Source organism: Micromonospora sp. NPDC047793 (assembly GCF_040642635.1).
Lineage (GTDB): Bacteria > Actinomycetota > Actinomycetes > Mycobacteriales > Micromonosporaceae > Micromonospora.
The window spans coordinates 28,148-47,699 of the sequence record NZ_JBEYSG010000004.1 but is presented as its reverse complement, the minus strand read 5'-3'; the positions used below and the strand labels follow the sequence as shown (position 1 = coordinate 47,699).

Genomic DNA, 19,552 nt, shown 5'->3' with positions numbered 1-19,552 from the left:
CCGGTCAGGAGGAGGCGTACGACGAGGGGGTGGTGGGCAGCACGGCGAGTACGTCCGTCGAGTCGGCCACCCAGCCGAAGATGCCGCCCTGGGCGGCGATCATGTCGAGTCCGGCCCGGTGGAACTCCGGGAAGTAGGACCCGACGCAGTCGGCGAGCACGAGGCACTCGTACCCGCGGTCGTTCGCCTCCCGGACGGTGGTGTGCACGCACACCTCGGTGGTGACACCGGTGACCAGGAGACTGTCGATCTTCTGTTCGGCGAGCAACTCCCCCAGGCCGGTGGCGTGGAAGGCGCCCTTGCCGGGCTTGTCGACGACCGGCTCGCCGGGCAGCGGCGCCAGTTCGTCGACGATGTCGTGGCCGTACTCGCCCCGGATCAGGATCCGGCCGTTGGGCCCGGGGTCGCCGATGCGCATGCGGGGGGCACCCCGCTGGAGCTTGGCCGGTGGGCAGTCGGAGAGGTCCGGCAGGTGGCCTTCGCGGGTGTGCACGACGGTCATGCCGGCGGCACGGGCGGCGGCCAGCAGCGCGCCCAGCGGCGCGATGGTGCGCCGCAGCCGGCTGACGTCGTTACCCAGGCTCTCGCCGAAACCGCCCGGTTCCAGGAAGTCGCGCTGCATGTCGATGACGAGCAGCGCCGTGGTCGTGAGGTCGAAGGTGTACGGGAAGGGTCGCGCGGCGGCGATGGTCGGCATTGGTCCACCTCACCCGGTCGTGGCGGCGATGACGTCGTCGGAGGTGGCCACGCAGCCGAAGACGCCGCCCTGCATGGTCACCATGTGCAGGGCGGCCTCGTGATTGCCCTTGTCGGTGGCGCCGGTGCAGTCCGACAGGATCAGGCACTCGTAGCCCCGGTCGTTCGCCTCGCGCATCGTGGTGTGCACGCAGACGTCGGTGGTGATGCCGGTGAGGATCAGGTGGGTGATGCCCCGGGTACGCAGCACCAGGTCCAGGTTGGTCGCATAGAAGGCGCCTTTGCCCGGCTTGTCCACGACCACCTCGCCGGGGGCCGGGGCGACCTCGGGCACGATCTCCCATCCCGGTTCGCCCTTGACGAGGATCCGGCCGCAGGGCCCGGCTCCGCCGATCTCGGCGCCGATCCGGGCCGAGCGCCAGCGTTTGTTCGGCGGCAGGTCGGACAGGTCGGGGTCGTGTCCCTCACGGGTGTGCACAACCAGCATGCCGAGCGAACGGACGTGCGTCAGCAGCCGGGCGGTGGCCGGCAGGCCGGCCCGGGTGAGGCCGATGTCGTAGCCCATCGCGTCGACGTAGCCGCCCGGCCCGCAGAAGTCGGTCTGCCAGTCCACGCAGAGCAGTGCGGTACGCACGGTGTCGACCGTGCCGTCGTACGGCCACGGGTAGGGGTTCGCCGGTACCGGACCGATCGTTGCCATCGCTCCTCCTGTCCTGCTCAGGCGGCGTCGCCGCCGTTGACCGTCGGGCGGCGGTGTGAGGAGGGGTCCCCTGCTATGCACGAGGCGTTAGCAGGGGACCCCTCCTTACACGTCAACCGCCGGTACGCGCGCCACCCACCGGTGGCGCTGATGTCCTCGGCCTCCGGGCCGGCCGCGTACGCCTCGCAGAGGAACCCGAGCACGTGCCGCCCGTCGTGCAGCCGCACCCAGCCGAGCGAGAGCGGGGCCGGCACTCCGGCCAGGAATCCGCCCACTGCCGAGGTCGGCAGCGACCAGAGTTCGACTTCGATTCCGTGACCGTCGGGGGTGGCTGAGGCGACCCGGACCAGGCCGGGCAATCCTTCGCCGTCCGGGGTCGGCATCCGGAACAGCCGGTAGAGCGGTGCGGTGCGGGTGGTGCCGGCGAGGGTGGCCCCGAGGTCGGTCAGCTCGGTGTTGCGCGACTCCCCGCTCAGGTGCCGCCCGACCACGGCGATCAGCACCTCCCTGCGGCCTGTCGGTACCCCACCTCCCCGGATCGGCGGCGCGGCCCCGTTGCCCGACGTGCTCTCGGCCACCGGGTGCGCGTCGGCTCCGGCACAGGCGGCGGCGAGCCGGGCCAGTGTGGTGTCGCTGAAGGCCGGGCCGACCAGGGTCAGGCTGGCCGGTCGACCGTCGGCGGTGAATCCGTTCGGCACGGTCACCGCCGCCAGGTCGAGCAGGTTCGCGAACTGGGTGTACCGGCCGAGTACCGCGTTGCGTCCGATCGGGTCCTCGGCGACCTCGGCGAGCGTGAAGGTGGTGCCGACGGTCGGCACCACCAGCACGTCCATCTCCTGCCACCACCGGTCGACCTCGGCCCGCAACTCACGGAGCCGGTGTCGGCCCCGGAAGGCGTCGACGGCGTCGTAACGCCGCCCGGTCTCCAACACGGTCCGGGTGACCGGGAGGACCGACTCCGGATGCGTCCGCAGGAAGTCGTCCAGCCCGGCGAGCCGCTCGGCCACCCAGGGGCCCTGGTAGAGGAGGTCTCCGGCAGCCAGGAAGGGAGCCAGCGGCACCTGCCGCACGGTGTCGACCAGGTCCCGCAGGCGGTGCACGCCGGCCGCGAACCGGACCGCCTGCCCGGCATCGCCGAAGAACTCCAGGTCTGCGGTCCGGGGTACGCCGAGGCGGAGCGTCTCCGGTGCCCGGGAGGCCAGACTCGCGGCCGGCAGTGGACGTCCCCAGGGGTCGGCTGTGGTCACGGCGCGAGCGGCGTGCAGCACCTCCGTGGCGTCCGCGACGTCGGTGGCGAAGACCGAGACGCAGTCCAGCGAGCGGCAGGCCGGCACCACACCGGCGGTGCTGAGCAGTCCCCGGGTGGGTTTGAGGCCGACGATCCCGTTGAGCGCGGCGGGAACCCGGCCGGAGCCGGCGGTGTCCGTGCCGAGGGCGAAGGTGACCTGACCGGTGGCGACCGCGACCGCCGAGCCGGAACTGGACCCGCCGGAGACGAGGCCGCCACCGAACACGCTCTCGACGCTGCCGTACGGGGATCGCGAGCCGGTCAGGCCGGTGGCGAACTGGTCGAGGTTGGTCTTGCCGACCAGCAGGGCACCGGCGTCGAGGAGCCGGCGTACCACCGGTGCGTCCTCGGTGGCGCGGTACCCGAAGTCGGGGCAGCCGGCCGTGGTGACCATGCCGGCGACGTCGATGTTGTCCTTCACCGCGAACGGGATCCCGTACAGCGGCAGTGTCTGCGGGTCGGTGTCGGCCAGGACGGCGGCACGGGCCCGCAGGTCGTCGGGGGACACGGTGCTGATCCAGACCGGTTCACCGGCTCGACCGGCCAGTCCTTCGAGGACGGTCTCGGTCAGGTCGACGGGGGTGAGACGGTGCTCGCGGTACGCCGACCGCAATTCCGAGATCGATCCGATCCGCTCCGGCATACAGTCGATTGTCGACCGTTCTGTTTCGAGAGCCGACGCCGAACGTAACGACGGCATGACGCCGCTGCCGATCCGCTACCCCAGATACGACCGCGCTCCGTGCACCGAGAGAGCGGCGAGGACCACCTCCGGGTCTCCCCCGGCCACCGCCTCGAAGAGCCGCTCGTGCCGGTGCACACCGTCCAGGGGTTGCGCCTGCTCCGCCTCGCGGCGCAGGTTGATGGCCATGTAGAGCTGCAACTTCACCAGGATCGAGTCGTACACCCCGGAGAGCTGACGGTTGCCGGCCAGCGCCACCAACGCGACGTGGAACGCGCGGTGCGACTCGGCGACCGCCAACCGGTCACCCGCGCGCGTCGCCTCCCGCATCCGGTCCAGCGCCGCCCGCAACCCGACCAGGTCGCTCTCCCGGCCCACCGGGATCGCTGCCCGGACCGCGAACCGCTCCAGCACGTCGCGCACCTCGTACAGTTCCTGCACGTCCCGGTCGGAGAGGGTGGCGACGCGGACCCCGCGCCGGGGCACGTGCTCGACCAACCCCCGCTGCGCCAGCAGGCGCAACGCCTCGCGTAACGGCGCCCGGCTGATCCCCAGCCGCCGGGTCAACTGCTCCTCCACCAGGCGCTCACCCGGCTCGCTCCGTCCGCTGAGGAGTTCCCGGGTCAGCCGGGAGACGGCGAGGTCCACCAGACTGACACTCTCCAGCTCACCGTCCATCGGCGTCGCGGCCACGTCGCTCACCCCGACGAGTCTGCCATCCGGCGGAGAGGCGACCGGCGCGGGCGCACCTCAGCCGACGAACGGGCGGACGTCCCAGACCAGCGCGCCGTCGATCTCCCGGGGCGGCCCGAGCAGCGCCTCCACGGTGTGCCGCACCGGGTCGCCGTGGTGCAGCCCGCCCTGCACGACGACGGCCGCCCGCCAGTGCCGCAGGTCCGCCACCGCCTGCCGGCGGTCCGTCTCGGTGATCGGCGGCACCACGCCGGTCTCCGCCACCCGCCGCAACAGCAGCGAGGTCGGCCGGTCCGGGGCGCCCCACCGGGCCGTCGGGTCGCCCGGGGCGTGGGGGCCGATGAAGAAGCCGCCCGGCGCGGTGAAGGCCAGTCCGGTCCGCGCCGACCAGAGCATGCCCGGACTGCGGCCGGCGTTGGTCACCGGGGGCACCGGCACCAGCGTGCGGCCCGCCGGCACGTACGTCCGCCAGGTGCCGTCGGCGACGAACGCCGGCACCGGCCGGCTCGACACGGTACGGATCGGCGTCGGCACCAGCGGCAGCAGCGCGACGGCCAGCGCGACGACTCCGACAAGGCGGACCGTCGCACGCCGTCGGGGCCCGGCGGGCGCGGTGTCGACGGCTGTCCGCCGCACCCAGCGGTCCACTCCGAGCGCGATCAGGACGCCCAGCACCGGGATGCAGACCAGCGCGAACCGGGCCGGCACCACATGGTCGAGCAACGGCAGTTCGGCGATCAGCCGGTACGGCCCGGGCAGGTCGGTGGCGCGCCCGTCGAGGCGTACCCGGGGACCGAGGGAGAGCAGGGCGAACACCAGCCCACAGGCGGCCAGCGCGCGGACCAGTGGTCGGCGCCGGAGCCAGACCGCGACGACCACGGCCAGCAGGAGCAGCCCGACGCCGAAGAACGAGTTCTCCTCGGTCGGATTGGGCGCCAGCAGGCCGGGCGGACGGTCCACGCCGAACAGCGTCTGCCGGGCGAACCGGGTGAACGACGCCGCGTCCAACTGGTAGCTGTACGCGTGGAACGGCATCCCCCGGTAGTGGCCCGGCCCGAAGAACTGGAACCACAGCGGGTACGCCAGCAGCACCCCCGCCACCAGCGCGCCGACCCCGATCCGCCCGGCCGTCGACGGGGCGAGCCGACGGGCGGCCGACGGGTCGGCGATCGCGTACGCGCCGACGAGCACGCCGGCGGCCAGCGCCACGAAGAGCAGCACCTCCTCACCGAGGAAGACCTGGTACGTCACGACCAGCCCGAGCAGCACCCCGTGCCGCCACACCCGGCCGCCCGGCTCGGGGCGGAACACCAGCGCCAAGATCAGCGGCACCAGGAACTGGGCGGCCATGTGCAGGTGCGTACCGGCCTGGGCGATCATCCCGGGCGCGAAACCGCAGACCAGGCCCCCGACGGCGGCGGCCGGCCAGGAGTCGACCAGGCGGCGGCGCAGCAGCACGTACCAGGCGGTCGCGGTGCCGGCGAGGCAGAGCACCACCGCGACGACGAAGGCGGCCTGCGACCCGAGCAGCAGCGTGACCGGGGCCAGCGGAACGCCGAGGCCGAGCACCGAGGTGTTCGCCATCAGGTTCACCCCGCCGGGCGCGTTCAACGCGTCGCTCCACAGCGGGTTCTCCAGCCCGGCCACGGCACGGGCCGCGCGGGACAGCATCCACTCGAAGAGGATCTGGTCACCGGCCTGGTGGAACAGCCGGTCCGGGCGACCCCACTGGCGGTGGGTCAGCCACACCGCCAGCGCGAGGTAGCCGACCGGCACCGCCACGTCCGGGGTACGCGCCGGCAGCCACCGGCGCGACGCCACCTCGGCGGTACGGTCGGCGGTGCCGACGACCATCAGCCCGTCGGAGCGGTCAACGGCCGTACGTCCCACACCCAGACGTCCAGCTCCTGCCGGGCCGGGCCGACCAACTGCTCGACGGTCTGCCGCAGCGGCTCCGAGTGCGGCTGGCGCAGCGGCAGCACCAGCACGGCCGCCTTCCAGTGCCGCAGCTCGTCCAGGGAGCGCCGCCGCTGACGGTCGTCCAGTTCCGGCGTACGGCCGGTCGTGGCGACCTCCTCCAGCAGCTTGCCGACGCCGCTGGGCCGCCCGTTGAAGCGGCCCGGGTCACCGGTGGTGGCGTTGCGCGGGGCCAGGAAGTAGCCGCCGGGCATCTTGAAGTCGAGATTCGTCGAGGCGGCCCAGCGCATCCCGTGGGTGTTGCCCATGCTCGGCACCGGGATGGGGACCAGCGTCTGGTCCGGCCCGACGTAGGCGCGCCAGCGGTCCGAGGTGATGAAGTCCGGCACCGGCGGTCGGGAGGTCATCGGCAGCGGCATCGGGGCGATCGGCAGCAGGGCGAGCACCAGACCGGCCACGGTCAGCGTACGCACCACCTGCCGGTCCAGGTCCAGGTCGCGGCTGCGCTCGATGGCGAGCGCCAGCAGGATCGCCACCACCACGCTGACGATCATGCCGAACCGGGTCGGCACCACCGCGTCGAGCAGCGGCAGCCGGACCAGCCACTCCCACGGGCCGACCATCAGCTCCCGGTCCCACCAGGTGATGCGCTCACCGAGGGAGAGGATGACGTAGAACCCGGCAGTCGCCGCCAACGCGCGGACCAGCAGCTCCCGGCGCAGCCAGAGCACGATGCCGACCGCGATCAGGGCCAGACTCCACCCGAAGAAGGCGTTCTCCTCCGAGTAGTTCGGGGCCAGGTTCACGTTGGCGCGCTGGTTGCCGCCGATGGTCGGCGAGCCCGGCGCGAAGTACGCGGCGATGTCGTTGCCGTAGTCGCGGACCGCGTCGCTGAGCCCGTGGTACGCCATCGGCCCGGCGAACTGGATGTAGAGCGGGTACGCCAGCAGTGCGCCCGCGATCACCGTGCAGGTGGCCACCGCCTTGCCCAGCGGGCGCCAGGCCGCCGACCAGAGGCCGGGACGTTGGACGACCATCGCGATCAGGAAGATGCCGCAGCCCATCGCGGTGAAGAGCAGGATCTCCTCGTTGATGAACGCCTGCACGGTGACCAGCAGGGCCAGCAGCGCACCGTCCCGGTACGGCCGGGTGGAGCGGGTGATGACCATGACCCGCCACACGATGAACGGCAGCAGGAACTGGCTGATGATGTTCGGATGCCAACTGGCGTGCGACAGCATCGCGGGGGAGAACCCGCAGAGCCAGCCGCCGACGATCGCGGCCAGCGGGTAGCTGACCACGTGCCGGGACAGCACGTAGTACCAGGCCGAGGCGGTGCCGGCGAGGGCGAGCGTGACCAGCAGTACGAAGGTGACGGCGGGCCCGAACAGCAAGGTCACCGGCACCATCGGGATGCCCAGCGCCAGGATGGCCGTGTTGGCCATCAGGTTCACGCCGTCCGGATAGTTGAACTGCTCGGTGAAGAACGGGAACTCCCCGTGCAGCACCACCCGCACCGAGTGGGCGAGGAAGAACTGCACCTGCGCCGGGTCGCTGCTGTAGAGCGAGGCCACCCGACCGGCCGGGTCCATCCAGATCTGGCTGGTCACCCAGATCGCGGTGAGCAGAAAGCCGCCGAAGACGGCCAGGTCCTGCCGCCGCCGCGTCCAGCGGAACCGGCGCCAGCGCGACGGGGCCGAGCCGGCCGCCACGGCACCCGCCGGCGGGTCCACCGCCCCGGTCGGCGCCTCGGGCTCCGGCGTGGTCGTACCGGCCTCCACAGTGGGCGCCGCGTCGGGCACCACCGGGTCGGCAGGTGCCGCGTCGACGGTTGATGTCGTGGTGCCCACGGGGGCGTCCGTGGTGTCGTCCGGCAGCGCGGAGTCGCGCGTACCCTCACCCAGCGTGACGGGTTCGGACGGCGAGCCTGCCACGACGTCGGGTTTCGGCGGCGATGCGGCGCGGGTCTCAGCAGGCGTCACAGTCGGCGGAGTCTACCCGAGTGGGGAAATAGCTCCCAAGTCGACGCGGCGTCCCCTGTGGCTAGTGTGCCGTCCGGGCGACGCAGCGTGAGGCGGCGCGAGCCGACGACCGGGCGTCTCGTACTATTGCCCTCCGAAACGACGGCCGATGTGATCGGGGGCGTGACAGGTGGCTTCAGCCCGCTGGCGCGGCGTGGCGGCCACCGGCCTGTCCAGCCTGCTGGTCGCCGTCACCGCCTGCGGCCCGGTCGCCGAGCGTCGGCCGCAGGACCTCCGGGTCGGCTACGACAGCATGGACGGGTCGTTGACGGTGTGGCCGCCACGGGGCTCGCTGGCCGGGGACGCGGCGACCACCGCCGCGGTGACCGAGGCGGTCCGTGAGTGGCGTTCACCGGTCGACGACCGTGTGCACGTACCCTCCTCCGGCATCCTCTTCTCCGGCGAGGTGGAGGGTGTCCCGCTGGCCCTGGTGGCCGCGTCGGTGCCCGGCCAGGCCGCGTCCTGGCTGCTCCAACTCCACGGCGGCGACGGCGGGTACGAGGTCAGTCAGGCCACCGAGTACACCGACCCGGGCTATCTCGTCTACTCCGACGTGCTGCCGGTGCAGACCGCCGAGGGGCGGCGTTACCTCACCTCGGAGCGGGTGCGGCGGCTGGTCGGCCCGGACGGCCGTCCGGTACCGGCCACCGACGGCCTGACCGACCCGGTGGAGGTCCCGCAGTGCGAGGCCGTGCCGGTGACCGCCACGCTGCGCTCCACCGAGTCGCTGCCCCGGGGGCGTGCCACCGACCGGCTGCTGGACCTCGGCACCGGCACCGCGAATCCCCGGTACCCGCTGGTCCGTGACGACAGCGGCTCGGGCCGGCGGGCCCTGGCCGAGCTGGACACCTGTGCGCTGGCCGACGAGGACGGTCCGTTCGGCAGCGTGACCCGGCGGGTGGGCGACCGGGACACCCCGGATTCGGTGCCGGCGTCGTGGCCCAAGGCGAAGGTCGCCGTGCGTACCCTCGGCGAGCTGGCCCTCGGCGGCGGCGAACCGGCGGAGCTGGAGCAGCTCACCTGGGAGACCGCGGACGGCACGATGACCGCGCTGGTCTACCGGCCTGCGGACGGCGGCCAGACGGTGCTCTCCCCCGCCGACCGGACCAACCCGTTGCAGGTCTACGAACTGCCGGTGCCGGGTCAGCCACTGGTCGTACTGAGCTGGCGCGCCACCAAGGACACCACGCTGTCGGTGCCGCCGGACACGACCCGTCTGCTCGACCGCCCCGGCCTGGTGGTGGCGCCGCTGCCGGAGCGCAGCGAGACCTTCAGCCTCGCCGCCGACGACAAGACGCACTACCGCTCCGCCGGCCACCGCCGCTGACCCCCACAGGCCACGCCACACGCGCCACCCCGCGCCACCCAGCCCCCCGCGCCCCGCACGCTCGCCCCGCCTCGGCCGCCCCGCACCGTGCGACGCCCCGCCGATCATGGAGCGATGGCAGTCACAAAAAGGGTATAGAAAGCCAAAAGCACTGCCCGAACTCCATGATCGACGCTGCGCCGACCACGACTCCATGATCGGCGGGGCCAGGCGCCACCCGCGCGCCGACGACGACGGCGTGCGGGTGGGTGGGTGGCGCACGGCATTCCCGCTGGGACGTCGGGCAGGGTCAGTTGGCGGACGGGGTGGGGGTGTTCTCGGAGGTCAGCCGGGTCGGGTCGACCGGGGTGGTCTCCAGGCGGGAGATCCAGCCGGTGACGTCACGCGCCACGTCCTGCGCGGTCAGGCCGAGGTCGGCCAGGATCTGCGCGCGGGTGCCGTGCGGGTGCCACTCGGCCGGTACGCCCAGGTCGCGCAACGGCACGTGGACGCCCGCGTCCCGCATGGCCTGGGCCAGCGCGTCGCCGACGCCGCCCTGCCGGACGCCGTCCTCGACGGTGACCACCAGGCGGTGCCCGGCGGCCAGCTCCACCAGCTCGGCCGGGACGGGACGCACCCAGCGCGGGTCGACCACGGTGACCCCGTAGCCCTGCTCGGCGACGCGGGTGGCGACCTCCATACCGAGTTGGCCGAAGGCACCCACCGCGACCAGCAGCACGTCGGTACGCGCCGACTCGGCCAGTACGTCGACCGTGCCGATCCGACGGATCGCGGGCAGGTCGGCGGCGACGGCACCGGTCGGGTAGCGCAGCACGGTCGGGCCGTCGTCGACGGCGACCGCCTCGCGCAGCTCCTCGCGCAGCGTGGCGGCGTCCCGGGGGGCCGCCATCCGCAGGCCCGGCACCACCCCGAAGACCGACATGTCCCAGATGCCGTAGTGGCTCGGCCCGTCCGGCCCGGTGATGCCGGCCCGGTCCAGCACGAAGGTGACCGGCAGCTTGTGCATCGCCACGTCCAGCAGGACCTGGTCGAAGGCCCGGTTGAGGAAGGTCGCGTAGACCCCCACGACCGGGTGCAGCCCGCCGAGCGCCAGACCGGCCGCCGAGGTGACCGCGTGCTGCTCGGCGATGCCCACGTCGTAGGTGCGCTCGGGGTACTTGCGGGCCAGCTTCGCGATGCCGGTGGGCTCGGCCATCGCGGCGGTGATGCCCACCACGTCGGGCCGCTCGTCGGCGATCGCGACCAGCTCGTCGCCGAACACGTTCGTCCACTTCACCGACGGCGCGGCGGTGGCCTTGCCGGTGGCGATGTCGAAGGCGCCCGGGCCGTGGAAGCAGTCGGCCTCGTCCTCCTCGGCCGGGCGGTAGCCGTAGCCCTTGCGGGTGACCGCGTGCACGATCACCGGACCGCCGAAGTTCTTCGCCGCGCGCAGCGCGGACTCGACGGCGGCCACGTCGTGCCCGTCGACCGGGCCGACGTACTTGATGCCGAGGTCCTCGAACATCGCCTGCGGCGCGACGGCGTCCTTGATGCCCTTCTTGACCGCGTGCAGCACCTCGTACATCGGCCTGCCGACCAGCGGGGTCGAGCCGAGGGCGTCCTTGACGGTGTCGAGGACCTTCTCGTAGCCCGGGTTCAGCCGCAGCGTCGAGAGGTGGTCGGCGAGGCCGCCGATGGTCGGTGCGTACGAGCGCCCGTTGTCGTTGACCACGATCACCAGCGGGTTGCCGGTGGCGGCGATGTTGTTCAGCGCCTCCCAGCACATGCCGCCGGTCAGCGCGCCGTCGCCGACCACGGCGACCACGCTGCGCGCCTCGCCCCGCAGCGCGTACGCCTTGGCCAGCCCGTCGGCGTACGACAGGGCGGTGGAGGCGTGCGAGTTCTCGATGATGTCGTGGTCGCTCTCGGCCCGGCTCGGGTAGCCGGAGAGCCCGCCGCGCTGACGCAGCTGGTCGAAGCCCTCCTGGCGGCCGGTAATGATCTTGTGAACGTACGCCTGGTGACCGGTGTCGAACAGCAGCCGGTCCCGGGGAGAGTCGAAGACCCGGTGCATGGCGAGGGTGAGTTCGACCACGCCCAGGTTGGGGCCGATGTGACCGCCGGTGCGGGACACCTTGGCGACCAGGAAGTCACGGATCTCCGCGCTGAGGATGTCCAGTTCGCTGGCGGACATCCGCTTGACGTCCTGGGGACCGTGCACCGTGGCCAGCAGCCGGCCCTGGTTGGCCGTGTCCTCTTCAACACTCATGACCGCAGAGTCTATCGGCCCTCGCACACCTCGCAGCCCGGGTCACCGGGCCCTCACCCTGACCGCCAGGTCAGGCCCGCACCCGTAGGCGGGCGTGGCGGCAGCACCCCGCCTAGCCCGGGACCAGCAGGCCCACCAACTCCACGTGCTGGGTCATCGGGAAGAGGTCGTACCCGCGCAGCTCCGCCAGCCGCCAGCCCAGCCCGGTGAAGACCCGCAGGTCCCGGGCGAACGCGGCCGGGTCGCAGGCGACGTAGGCGACGGCACGCGGCCCGGCGGCGACCACGTCGCGCACCACCCTGGCACCGGCGCCCGCCCGGGGCGGGTCGAGCACCACCACGTCGACCGGTCCGGTGATCCGACGGCGGGCCAGCGCGGTCTCCACCCGGGCCGCCACCACCTCGACCCGGGGCAGGTCGCGCAGGTTCTGCCGGGCCGCCGTGACGCCGTCACCGGCCGCCTCGACCAGGGTGACCCGGCCGGACCCGCCGACCCGGTCGGCCAGCGCGGCGGCGAACAGCCCCGCCCCGCCGTAGAGGTCCCAGGCGGTCTCGGCCGGCTGCGGGTCGGTGAGTGCCAGCACCGCGTCGACGAGCGTGTCCGCCGCCGCCGGGTGCACCTGCCAGAAGGACGAGGCGGGCAGCGCCCACTCCCGGCCGGCGGCCCGCTCACGCACCTGTTCCGGGCCGCTCACGATCCGGGTACGCCCGGCCGCGACGGCGGTCACCGTCACGTCCCCGCCGGTGGAGGCGACCGTCTCCACCGCCTCGTCGTCCGGCCACCGCGCACCGGCGGAGGTCAGCACCGGCAGTTCCTGCACGGCCGGGTGGGCGATCAGGCAGCGGTCGATCGGCACCACCTCGTGCGAGCGGTGTTTGAGCAGCCCGGCCCGACCCGCCGCGTCGACCGCGTAGCGGACCCGGGACCGCCAGCCCAGCGGCCCGCCGGGCAGTGCCTCGACCCGGACGCCCAGCGCGTCGCAGGCGGCCTCGTCGAGACCGCCGAGTCGGACGAGTTGCTCGCGGACGACCGTGGTCTTCCAGTCGAGCTGGGCCTGCGGGGCGACGTGTTGCAGGTCGCATCCACCGCAGCGGCCCGGCCGGGCGTACGGGCAGGGCGGGGTGACCCGCTGCTCGGCGGGCTCCAGCACGGTCACCGCGTCGGCCCGGACGAACCCCCGGTGCACCTCGGTCACCTCGGCCACCACCCGCTCACCGGGCAGCGCGTGCCGGACGAAGACCACCTGCCCGTCGACCCGGGCCACGCAGTGACCTCCGGGGGCGACCGCCGCGACGGTCAACTCCACCCGCTGGGCCTCCTCCAGCCCGCCACCGGTCGACCCGGTCATCGCGGCTCACCGCCCGGCGCCTCGCCGTCGCGGGCCGCCACCGGGGCGGCCGGCGGGACGCTCGGCGGCAGCGTGCTGCGCGGCGTCGCCCGGGGGCCCCGGGCCGGTCCCCGGCTCAGCGTTGCGTCCATCCGGTCCAGGTCCTTGCCGGCCGTCGAGGCGAGTTGCCACGGCACACTGGTCACCATCACTCCCGGTTCGAAGAGCAGGCGGCCCTTGAGCCGCAACGCGCTCTGGTTGTGCAGCAGGTGCTCCCACCAGCGTCCGACGACGTACTCGGGGATGAAGACGGTGACCACGTCGCGCGGCGACTCGCGGCGGACCCCCGCAACATAGTTCAGGATCGGCCGGGTGATCTCGCGGTACGGCGAGTCGACCACGGTCAGCGTGATCGGCACCTCCCGCCGCTCCCAGTCCGCCTGCAACTGCCGGGTGTCGGTGTCGTCCACGTTCACGGTCACCGCGGTCAGCGTGTCCGGCCGGGTGGCCTGCGCGTACGCCACCGCCCGCAGGGTCGGCTGGTGAAGCTTGCTGACCAGCACGATCGCGTGGTTGCGGGCGGGCAGCACCGGGCGTCCCTCGTCCGGGGTCAGCTCCACCGCGACCCGGTCGTAGTGCCGACGGATGGCCAGCATCAGCAGATAGATCACCCCCATCGCGACGATCGCGATCCACGCGCCCAGCAGGAACTTGGTGATCAGCACGATGACCAGCACGGTCCCGGTCATCGCCATGCCGAAGGCGTTGATCGCCCGGGAACGGATCATCCGGGACCGCACCCGAGGGTCGCGTTCGTTGCGCAGCAGCCGGTTCCAGTGCCGGATCATCCCGGCCTGGGAGAGCGTGAACGAGACGAAGACCCCGACGATGTAGAGCTGGATGAGCTTGGTCACCTCGGCCTGGAAGCCGATGATCAGCACGATCGCGAAGGCGGCCAGGAACAGGATGCCGTTGGAGAAGGCCAGCCGGTCGCCCCGGGTGTGCAGCTGCCGGGGCAGGTAGCGGTCCTGGGCCAGGATCGAGCCGAGCACCGGGAAGCCGGTGAAGGCGGTGTTCGCGGCCACGAAGAGGATCGTGGCGGTCACCCCGACCACCAGGAACAGCAGCACCGAGCCGGACCCGAAGATGGTCTCCGCGAGCTGCGCGGTGACGGTCTTCTGCACGTAGCCGTCCGGGCCGCCGACGATCTGGTGGCCCGGGTCCTCGACGAACTGCAACCCGGTGAGCCGGGCCAGCCAGACGATCCCGATCAGCATGGTCACCGCGACCAGGCCGAGCATCAGCAGCGTGGTGGCGGCGTTGCGGCTCTTGGGCGCCTTGAACGCCGGTACCCCGTTGGAGATCGCCTCGACGCCGGTGAGCGCGGCGCACCCGGAGGAGAAGCTGCGCAGCAGCAGGAACGCCATCGCCCAGCCGGTGGTGTCGTGCCACTCGGCGGCGATCACCAGGTCGGCGCTGGGCGCGCGCAGGTCCTCGCCGAGCACCACGATCCGGACCAGCCCGGTGAGGATCATGCCGACGATGACGATCATGAAGCCGTAGGTGGGGATGGCGAACGCGCTGCCGGCCTCCTTGAGCCCGCGCAGGTTGACGGCGGTGAGCAGGACCACCGCGCAGACCGCGATCAGCACCTTGTGGGTCGCCACGAAGGGGATCACCGAGCCGAGGTTGGCCACCCCGGAGGAGACCGACACGGCGACCGTCAACACGTAGTCGACCAGCAGGGCGCTGGCCACCCCGACCCCGGCCCGTGGGCCGAGGTTGACCGTGGCCACCTCGTAGTCGCCGCCGCCGGAGGGATAGGCGTGCACGTTCTGCCGGTAGCTGGCCACCACGGTCAGCATCACCACGACGACGCCGAGGGCCACCCAGGGCGAGAACACGAAGGCCGAGGCCCCCGCGATGGAGAGCATCAGAAGGATCTCGTCCGGCGCGTACGCCACGCTGGACAGCGCGTCCGAGGCGAAGACGGGCAGGGCGATGCGCTTCGGCAGGAGGGTGTGCTTGAGGCGGTCGGACCGGAACGGTCGACCGACGAGCAGCCGCTTCAACAGGGAGGTGGATCGGGCCACAGCCGCCAAGCGTACGACCGCTGCCGGCCGGGACGCACGGTGGTCGCCCGCGGCCGCTCCCGAGGCCGGAGTACCGTCGGTCCCCGTCCGCGACGCCGACGTGGCAGGCTCGCAGGCGACGAGGCGCGGCGGTACGCACCGTGGGAGGAAGCGTGCATATCGTGATCATGGGATGTGGCCGGGTCGGGTCGACCCTGGCGCAGAGCCTCGAAGCCCGGGGGCACTCGGTGGCGGTGATCGACCACGACGCCGAGGCGTTCCGCCGCCTGGGGCCGGACTTCGCCGGGATCACGGTCACCGGGGCCGGTTTCGACGGCGACGTGCTGCGCGAGGCCGGCATCGAGCGGGCCGACGCCTTCGCCGCGGTCTCCAGCGGCGACAACTCCAACATCATCTCCGCCCGGCTGGCCCGCGAGACGTTCGGCGTGTCCCGGGTGGCGGCCCGCATCTACGACCAGCGCCGCGCCCAGGTCTTCGAGCGCCTCGGCATCCCCACCGTGGCCACCGTCCGCTGGACCGCCGACCGGATGCTGCGGCACCTGCTGCCGGAGGGCAACGTCGAGATCTTCCGGGATCCGACCAGCACGGTCTCCATCATCGAGGTGCCGGTGCACGAGGACTGGATCGGCCGGCCCGTCCGGGCGCTGGAGGAGGCGACCGGGGCCCGGGTGGCGTACCTGATCCGCTTCGGCATCGGCACGCTGTCCACCGGCTCCAGCGTGGTGCAGGAGGGCGATCAGGTCTTCATGCTGGTCACCGACGACATGGTGGCCACGGTCACCGCGACGGCGGCGGCTCCGGAAGGGGGGCAGTGACATGCGGGTCGCCATCGCCGGCGCCGGCAACGTGGGCCGCTCGATCGCCCAGGAGCTGATCGAGAACGGCCACCAGGTGATGCTCATCGAACGGCAGCGGCGGAAGCTGCGGCCGGAGCGGGTGCCGGACGCGCAGTGGGTACTCGCCGACGCCTGCGAGCTGACCAGCCTGGAGCAGGCCGACCTCGCCGGTTGTGACGTGGTGGTCGCGGCCACCGGCGACGACAAGGCCAACCTCGTGGTCTCGCTGCTGGCCAAGACCGAGTTCGCGGTGCCCCGGGTGGTCGCCCGCGTCAACCGGGCCGAGAACGAGTGGCTCTTCACCGAGCAGTGGGGCGTGGACGTGGCGGTCAGCAAGCCGCGCGTGATGGCCGCCCTGGTCGAGGAGGCGGTGACCGTCGGCGACCTGGTCCGTCTGATGACCTTCCGGCAGGGCGAGGCCAACCTCGTCGAGATCACGTTGCCGCCGACCGCCCCCTACGTCGGGCAGCCACTGCGGGCGGTGCCGCTGCCCCGGGACGCCGCGCTGGTGGCCATCCTGCGCGGCAAGCGGGTCCTGGTGCCCAGTCCCGACGACCCGGTCGAGGCCGGGGACGAGCTGATCTTCGTGTGCACGGCCGAGATGGAGGACGCGGTACGCGCGGTGATCCTCGGCCCGGACAGCGTCGAGCGGACCCGCGAGTCGCGCTGAGCCGCCGGACGGGTCAGCTCGGCAGCGGCGTCGGCTCCGACTCCCGCATGACCCGCCGGACGGTCCAGACCGTGATCAGCAACAGCAGTACGTACGGCGGGTAGCCCAGCGCGAGCCGGGCCACGCCCAGCGCGGTGTCCTGCTCCGCCAGGTAGAGCCCGGCCTGCACCCCGACCTTGGCCAACCAGACCACGCCCCAGAGCACGGTCAGGCCGGTGAAGGTCCGCACCAGCCTCGGATCGTCGCGCCACTCGGAGCTGCCCTTGGCCACCAGCACCGACCAGAGCCAGCCGACCAGTGGCTGCCGGATCACCGCCGAGACCAGCAGCGCCACTCCGTACCCGATGCCGTAGAGGATGCCGGGCAGATAGAAGTCGCGTGCCTCGCCGGTGCGCCAGGCGATGGCGGCGCCGATGCCGATGCCGAACAGTCCGTTGACCGCGTGCCGCACCGGCCGGCGCTGGGCCAGCCGCAGCACGCCGATCAGGACCGCCACACCCACCGAGGCGATCACCGCGGGACGCAGCTCGCCGAGGATGTTGACCACCACGAAGACGACCACCGGGATGCTGGACTCCACCAGCCCCCGCCAGCCGCCGAGTTGGTCGGCCATCTGCTCGGCGACGGTCGGCAGCCGCTCCTCGTCGGTCGGCTCGGTCTCCGGCTGGGTGGCCGGGTGCTGTCCGGTGGTCATCGCCCGCCTTTCATCCGCCGCGCCCGCGCAGTCACGTCGACGGCTCCAACTCGTAGTACGGGTTGTAGATCACCTTGCGGTCGTCCCGCACCGCGATCCGCCCCTTCGCGGTCAGGTGTCGCCCGGGCTCGATGCCGGTGATACGCCGCTGACCCAACCAGACCAGCGTCACGACGTCGCTGCCGTCGTAGAGGTCGGCCTCCAGCGCCGGCAGGTTGGTCCGTGGCGAGTAGACCACCGTACGCAGGCGGCCGGTGACCGAGGCCACCTGACCCCGGGCGCACTGCGCCGCCGGGACACCGCCGCAGCGGGCGCTGTCCCACTGCAACTGCTGCGCCTCGATCTCGGCCTCGCTGGCGGTGAGCCGTCGCAACATGCGCCGCAGCGAACCCCGACCCTCGCCGGTGCTCATGACCTCCGCGTCACCCCATCCACGCCGGCCGGGACGTCGCCGGCACCCGCCGATCCCGGCGGCACCGGAACGACTCACGCCAGCGTACGCCGGTCCGGGCCGTCCCGGTGCCTACGACGGAGCCGGGTTCAGCGCGTACCCGGCGCCGGCGCCACCTCGGCATCGGCCTCGACCTGGTCGGACGCCTCGCGGGGCAGCCGCAGCGGCAGCGGCTCCCGCACCGGCTTGGCCTCCTGTCCCCGGTCGACGACGAGCCCGTTGAGGCAGTCGGCCAGCGGACCGGCGGCGTCGGGGTCGGTGGCCGCCGCGCCCTGGTACACCGCCCGGACCATCCAGCGCGGCCCGTCCACTCCGACGAACCGCAGGTCGGTCAGCCCGTCCTCGGTACGCACCCGGGCGTGCAGCTCGGTGCCGTACTCGCCGACGACCTCCTGGGCGGCGGCGCCGTCGCTGAACAACGACTTGCGGATCTCCTCGCGCACCTCGTCCCAGATCCCCTCGGAGCGGGGCGCGGCGAAGACGCCGAGTTGCAGGGCACTCGGCCCGTGCACCAGCACGACCTGCTGGATCACCCCCTGCGGGTCGGCCTGCACCCGCACCTCGACCTCGGGGACCGCCGGGATCTGCAGGCTGCCCAGGTCGAGTCGCTGCACCCCGTCCGGCGCCTCGGAGACGTCGTACGGCCCGCGCGCCGGCGCCTCCGGCGCCGACCCGGCGCCGTCGACGGTCTGGAGCGCGTCCGTGGCTCGCTCGTCACGGGCGTGCCGTCCCGCGGCCCGCTTTCGGGAGAAGATCACTGCGTCCACCCTCCGCTGTTCGCACTCACCGTGCCATCTCTTCCGTCCACGCCGTCCGTGGCCGGCGGCGGCACCAGGCCGACGTGTCCGCCGGTGGAGCCGTGCCCGCCGGTGCCCCGGCCGGACGCGGGCAGTTCGGCCACCGGCCGGAAGGCCGCCCGTGCCACCCGCTGCACAACGAGTTGCGCGATCCGGTCGCCCCGCGAGATCTTCACCGGTGCGTCCCGATCATGGTTGATCAGGTTGACCAGGATCTCACCCCGGTAGCCGGCGTCGACCGTACCGGGCGCGTTGAGCACCGTCACGCCGAGTCTGGCCGCGAGCCCCGATCGGGGGTGGACCAGACCCACGTACCCCTCGGGCAACGCGATCGCCACGCCGGTCGGCACCAGAGCCCGGCCGCCGGGCGGCAACTCGACGTCGGCGGCGGCCACCAGGTCGGCACCGGCGTCACCGGGATGCGAGTACGCCGGCAGCGGCAAATCGGGGTCGAGTTGCCGTACCGGTACGGGCACCAGGTCGGTCACGGTCTACCTCTTTCGTCCGTTCCGCTGGGGGTGACCCTGCCATCCTGCCCGGTACCCGGGCCGCCGCGCGCCGTACCCTGGCACGAGTGAGCACGTCACCGTCCTCCTCCCCCACCACGGCACCCCCGACGTACACCGAACGGCTCCGGCTGCCCTGGTGGTTGTGGCCGGCCGGGATCGCGGTCGCCGCACTGCTGTCGGTGGAGGTCTGGATGGGCGCGACCGGCGTACGCGCCTGGCTGCCGTTCGCGGTGCTCGTCCCGCTCGCGCTGGCGACCATGGCCTGGCTGGGCCGGATCCGGGTCGCGGTGACCGACGGGGAACTCCAGGTCGACGACGCCCGACTGCCGGCGCGCTTCGTCGCCGACGCCGTCGCGCTGGACGCCGACGGGCGGCGTGAGGTGCTCGGTGTCGCCGCCGACCCGCTGGCGTTCGTGGTGCAGCGGCCGTGGATCTCCGGCGCCGTCCAGGTGGTCCTCGACGACCCGGACGACCCCACCCCGTTCTGGGTGGTCAGTTCCCGGCGCCCGGTCGAACTCGCCGAGGCGCTCCTGGCCGCCCGGGATTCGGCGCGCTGACCTCGTACCCCACTCCGGGCAGACTCGGGCCTCCTCGGCGCTCTCA

General features: G+C 72.9%; 17 protein-coding genes. 4 read left to right on the top strand and 13 right to left on the bottom strand.

Going from position 1 to position 19,552, the window contains the following annotated elements; all coding sequences use genetic code 11:
* Positions 1-4: 4 nt before the first annotated feature.
* From ABZ738_RS10390 to ABZ738_RS10365, 6 genes are all read right to left on the bottom strand, one after another.
* A complete protein-coding gene (locus tag ABZ738_RS10390) occupies positions 5-697 on the bottom strand; it encodes a cysteine hydrolase (protein WP_131053363.1) in 693 nt (230 codons plus the stop codon).
* 9 nt (positions 698-706) lie between these two features.
* A complete protein-coding gene (locus ABZ738_RS10385; RefSeq protein ID WP_131053364.1) occupies positions 707-1,396 on the bottom strand; it encodes an isochorismatase family cysteine hydrolase in 690 nt (229 codons plus the stop codon).
* A gap of 17 nt (positions 1,397-1,413) precedes the next feature.
* Complete coding sequence (gene atzF, locus ABZ738_RS10380) at positions 1,414-3,327, bottom strand: allophanate hydrolase (protein ID WP_131053365.1); 1,914 nt, start codon at positions 3,325-3,327, stop codon at positions 1,414-1,416.
* A gap of 75 nt (positions 3,328-3,402) precedes the next feature.
* Positions 3,403-4,068: a GntR family transcriptional regulator gene (locus ABZ738_RS10375; protein ID WP_131053366.1), complete on the bottom strand. Its 666-nt coding sequence runs from the start codon at positions 4,066-4,068 to the stop codon at positions 3,403-3,405.
* Between the two features lie 48 nt (positions 4,069-4,116).
* Positions 4,117-5,949 (bottom strand): hypothetical protein, encoded by a 1,833-nt coding sequence (locus ABZ738_RS10370; RefSeq protein WP_357212322.1) that lies wholly within the window; start codon positions 5,947-5,949, stop codon positions 4,117-4,119.
* Positions 5,913-7,688, bottom strand: coding sequence for a hypothetical protein (locus ABZ738_RS10365; protein WP_357212718.1), 1,776 nt, complete (start codon positions 7,686-7,688; stop codon positions 5,913-5,915). The genes ABZ738_RS10370 and ABZ738_RS10365 overlap by 37 nt, the downstream gene beginning before the upstream one ends.
* Before the next feature lie 439 nt (positions 7,689-8,127).
* Here ABZ738_RS10365 and ABZ738_RS10360 point away from each other — a divergent pair, with 439 nt between their 5' ends.
* Positions 8,128-9,324 (top strand): hypothetical protein, encoded by a 1,197-nt coding sequence (locus tag ABZ738_RS10360; protein WP_357212320.1) that lies wholly within the window; start codon positions 8,128-8,130, stop codon positions 9,322-9,324.
* 289 nt (positions 9,325-9,613) lie between these two features.
* On the opposite strand, the gene dxs is transcribed toward ABZ738_RS10360, so the two are convergent.
* The 3 genes from dxs to ABZ738_RS10345 form a co-directional block, all read right to left on the bottom strand.
* The gene (gene dxs, locus ABZ738_RS10355) at positions 9,614-11,572 is read right to left on the bottom strand and encodes a 1-deoxy-D-xylulose-5-phosphate synthase (protein WP_131053359.1); all 1,959 of its coding nucleotides are present in this window, start codon (positions 11,570-11,572) and stop codon (positions 9,614-9,616) included.
* Between the two features lie 112 nt (positions 11,573-11,684).
* Positions 11,685-12,920 carry a TRAM domain-containing protein gene (locus ABZ738_RS10350; RefSeq protein ID WP_357212318.1) on the bottom strand — a complete coding sequence of 412 codons (1,236 nt, stop codon included), beginning with the start codon at positions 12,918-12,920 and terminating at the stop codon, positions 11,685-11,687.
* Complete coding sequence (locus tag ABZ738_RS10345; RefSeq protein ID WP_357212316.1) at positions 12,917-14,992, bottom strand: APC family permease; 2,076 nt, start codon at positions 14,990-14,992, stop codon at positions 12,917-12,919. The genes ABZ738_RS10350 and ABZ738_RS10345 overlap by 4 nt, the downstream gene beginning before the upstream one ends.
* A 152-nt stretch (positions 14,993-15,144) precedes the next feature.
* Here ABZ738_RS10345 and ABZ738_RS10340 point away from each other — a divergent pair, with 152 nt between their 5' ends.
* Together ABZ738_RS10340 and ABZ738_RS10335 are read left to right on the top strand one after the other, a co-directional pair.
* Positions 15,145-15,807, top strand: coding sequence for a TrkA family potassium uptake protein (locus tag ABZ738_RS10340; protein ID WP_131056114.1), 663 nt, complete (start codon positions 15,145-15,147; stop codon positions 15,805-15,807).
* Position 15,808: 1 nt separating this feature from the next.
* Entirely contained in the window at positions 15,809-16,498 is a 690-nt protein-coding gene (locus ABZ738_RS10335) for a TrkA family potassium uptake protein (RefSeq protein WP_131056112.1), read from the top strand.
* Between the two features lie 13 nt (positions 16,499-16,511).
* On the opposite strand, the gene ABZ738_RS10330 is transcribed toward ABZ738_RS10335, so the two are convergent.
* From ABZ738_RS10330 to dut, 4 genes are all read right to left on the bottom strand, one after another.
* Positions 16,512-17,192: a DUF3159 domain-containing protein gene (locus tag ABZ738_RS10330; RefSeq protein WP_131056110.1), complete on the bottom strand. Its 681-nt coding sequence runs from the start codon at positions 17,190-17,192 to the stop codon at positions 16,512-16,514.
* Between the two features lie 31 nt (positions 17,193-17,223).
* Positions 17,224-17,604: an OB-fold nucleic acid binding domain-containing protein gene (locus tag ABZ738_RS10325; protein WP_131056108.1), complete on the bottom strand. Its 381-nt coding sequence runs from the start codon at positions 17,602-17,604 to the stop codon at positions 17,224-17,226.
* 128 nt (positions 17,605-17,732) lie between these two features.
* Positions 17,733-18,401, bottom strand: a complete 669-nt coding sequence (locus tag ABZ738_RS10320) for a DUF3710 domain-containing protein (RefSeq protein WP_176093063.1) — start codon at positions 18,399-18,401, stop codon at positions 17,733-17,735.
* Positions 18,398-18,928, bottom strand: a complete 531-nt coding sequence (dut, locus tag ABZ738_RS10315; protein WP_131056240.1) for a dUTP diphosphatase — start codon at positions 18,926-18,928, stop codon at positions 18,398-18,400. Before dut ends, ABZ738_RS10320 begins: the two co-directional genes overlap by 4 nt.
* A gap of 77 nt (positions 18,929-19,005) precedes the next feature.
* Between dut and ABZ738_RS10310 the strand changes: the two genes are divergently transcribed.
* Positions 19,006-19,506 carry a DUF3093 domain-containing protein gene (locus tag ABZ738_RS10310; protein ID WP_131056242.1) on the top strand — a complete coding sequence of 167 codons (501 nt, stop codon included), beginning with the start codon at positions 19,006-19,008 and terminating at the stop codon, positions 19,504-19,506.
* The last annotated feature ends 46 nt before the right edge of the window (positions 19,507-19,552 follow it).

Coding starts and splice junctions, on each gene's coding strand:
- ABZ738_RS10390 (WP_131053363.1), bottom strand. CDS start 697: ATGCCGACCATCGCCGCCGCGCGACCCTTCCCGTACACCTTCGACCTC.
- ABZ738_RS10385 (WP_131053364.1), bottom strand. CDS start 1,396: ATGGCAACGATCGGTCCGGTACCGGCGAACCCCTACCCGTGGCCGTAC.
- atzF (WP_131053365.1), bottom strand. CDS start 3,327: ATGCCGGAGCGGATCGGATCGATCTCGGAATTGCGGTCGGCGTACCGC.
- dxs (WP_131053359.1), bottom strand. CDS start 11,572: ATGAGTGTTGAAGAGGACACGGCCAACCAGGGCCGGCTGCTGGCCACG.
- ABZ738_RS10350 (WP_357212318.1), bottom strand. CDS start 12,920: ATGACCGGGTCGACCGGTGGCGGGCTGGAGGAGGCCCAGCGGGTGGAG.
- ABZ738_RS10335 (WP_131056112.1), top strand. CDS start 15,809: ATGCGGGTCGCCATCGCCGGCGCCGGCAACGTGGGCCGCTCGATCGCC.
- ABZ738_RS10330 (WP_131056110.1), bottom strand. CDS start 17,192: ATGACCACCGGACAGCACCCGGCCACCCAGCCGGAGACCGAGCCGACC.
- ABZ738_RS10325 (WP_131056108.1), bottom strand. CDS start 17,604: ATGAGCACCGGCGAGGGTCGGGGTTCGCTGCGGCGCATGTTGCGACGG.